The 2280-nt window shown below is 62.1% G+C and carries 2 protein-coding genes and 1 pseudogene; all 3 read right to left on the bottom strand.

Features of this window, described 5'->3' with window-relative positions; translation table 11 throughout:
- Window positions 1-397 (bottom strand): endolytic transglycosylase MltG (locus tag A2I95_RS32285; RefSeq protein WP_291736404.1); only part of this gene is annotated, 397 nt, incomplete at its 3' end.
- Window positions 397-1655: pseudogene (gene fabF / locus A2I95_RS32290) on the bottom strand (beta-ketoacyl-ACP synthase II). The gene A2I95_RS32285 and the pseudogene fabF, both read right to left, overlap by 1 nt.
- A 317-nt stretch (window positions 1656-1972) precedes the next feature.
- Window positions 1973-2206, bottom strand: a complete 234-nt coding sequence (locus A2I95_RS32295) for an acyl carrier protein (protein ID WP_028091986.1) — start codon at window positions 2204-2206, stop codon at window positions 1973-1975.
- Between the last annotated feature and the right edge of the window lie 74 nt (window positions 2207-2280).

Consider the following 2280-nt stretch of genomic DNA (forward strand, 5'->3'; position numbering starts at 1 on the left):
GGTCCAGCTCACGCACCTCGGCCTGGGTACGGGTCACGCCGATGCGGTAGACAATCTCGGTGCCGCAGGTTGAGGCGCCGGAATGGGTGATCCCGTCGATGATCCGCTCCATCGAGGAGCCCGGCTCCACCAGGAAGCTGCCGGCCTTCAGCTGGCCGGTTTTCTCGCTGTATTTGGCGCCGAGGCGGAAGATGGCGGCGGAGGCGACCGCACCCTGGGTTTCCAGGTCGCGGCTCACCCGTGCCATGTTCGAGCCCCGCTCAACCCGCAGGCAGATCGCTGTCTCCAGCGGCCCTTCAGCGGTGTATTGCGATTTGCCCCATAGGATCAGGCCGCCCAGCAGAAACAAAGCCGCAATGAGCACTGTCAGCATGTTGGAGGCGAGGCTGCGCCACATCAGCCGGCCTTTCCGAAGATCACCGAGGCATTGGTGCCGCCAAACCCAAAGGAGTTCGACAGCGCAATCTCAACCTTACGCTCACGTTTGGCGTTGGGGGCCAGATCCACCTGGCTTTCGATGGCGGGGTTATCCAGATTGATGGTCGGCGGTGCGACCTGATCGCGGATCGCCAGGATCGAGAAGATCGCCTCAATCGCACCGGCCGCGCCCAACAGGTGCCCGGTGGCCGATTTGGTCGAAGACATGGTGACATTGGCGGCGTGGTCGCCCAACAGCCGTTCAACCGCACCCAGCTCAATTGTGTCGGCCATGGTCGAAGTGCCATGCGCATTGATATAGTCAATGGCAGACGGCTCCAGGCCGGCGTTTTTCAGCGCCGCCCTCATCGAGCGTTCGCCGCCTTCGCCATTCTCGGACGGCGCGGTGATGTGGTAGGCGTCGCCGACATGCCATAGCCCAGCACCTCGGCATAGATCTTGGCGCCGCGGGCCTTGGCGTGCTCGTAGTCTTCCAGCACAACGATGCCGGCGCCCTCGCCCATCACGAACCCGTCGCGGTCGGCGTCATAGGGGCGCGAAGCCGCTTTGGGGTCGTCGGCGCGTTTGGTGGACAGCGCCTTGCAGGCGTTGAAGCCGGCGATACCGATCTCGCAGATCGCCGCCTCGGCGCCGCCTGCAATCATCACGTCGGCATCGCCGGATTTGATCAGCCGCGCCGCGTCGCCGATGGCGTGGGCGCCGGTCGAGCAGGCAGTCACAACCGAATGGTTCGGGCCCTTGAAGCCAAAGCGGATCGACACCTGTCCCGAGATCAGGTTGATCAGCGCCCCTGGAATAAAGAACGGCGAAATCCGGCGCGGCCCTTTTTCCTGTAGGGTGATCGCACCCTTTTCGATGGATTGCAGCCCACCAATCCCCGAACCGATCATCACGCCTGTGCGCAGGCGGCTCTCTTCGTCTTCGGGCATCCAGCCCGCGTCTTCGGCGGCCTGAATTGTAGCGGCATAGCCATAGAGGATGAAATCATCGACCTTGCGGCGCTCTTTGGGTTCCATCCAATCGTCGGGATTGAAGGTTCCGTCGGATCCATCGCCCATCGGCAGCTCGCAGGCGTAATTCGTGCCCAGATTGCTGGCATCAAACCGAGTGATTGTCCCCGCACCGGATTCACCGGCCAGCAAACGGCTCCAGGTTTCCTCGACCCCACATGCCAGCGGAGTGATCATTCCAAGCCCAGTAACAACGACACGACGCATAGTGATATGCCCTTCCTCAGCAGTCTTTATCCGCTCATACCCTGCATTTACCCCCATGGGCAAGAGCAGGAGGCCACCGGACGGCCCGCACGGCGCGGAATTGCCTTTGCTAACGGGACGTCGTACCGCCCCGCGCGAACCATGCCCCTGTGCAGGGGCTCAGGCACAATGCCCTAGCGTCACGCTGTCCACACACCCGCCTAACGCGAGTCCATCGCGCAGGGCGCGGATAGGGCGAATCAGAACGCCGCTTGACGTAGATGTAAAAAGGCCCCCGCCGTTTCCGACAGGGGCCCTTAGCGGCAAAGCCGCGTAACTTAGGAGGCTTCGGTGATGAACTTCACCGCGTCGCCGAAAGTCTGAATGGTTTCTGCTGCGTCATCGGGGATTTCGATGCCGAATTCCTCTTCGAAGGCCATAACCAGCTCAACGGTGTCCAGGCTGTCCGCGCCCAGGTCGTCGATGAACGAGGCATTCTCGGTCACTTTGTCTTCTTCCACACCCAGGTGCTCAACAACGATCTTTTTTACGCGGTCTGCGACGTCGCTCATGTCTATTCCTCGTCTTTCAGGGCACTCTGCCCAGTTCTGCCCTTGCCCGTGCGGGCGGCGTGGTTGTTGCCCGG

This window comes from Leisingera sp. F5, from assembly GCF_001593695.1.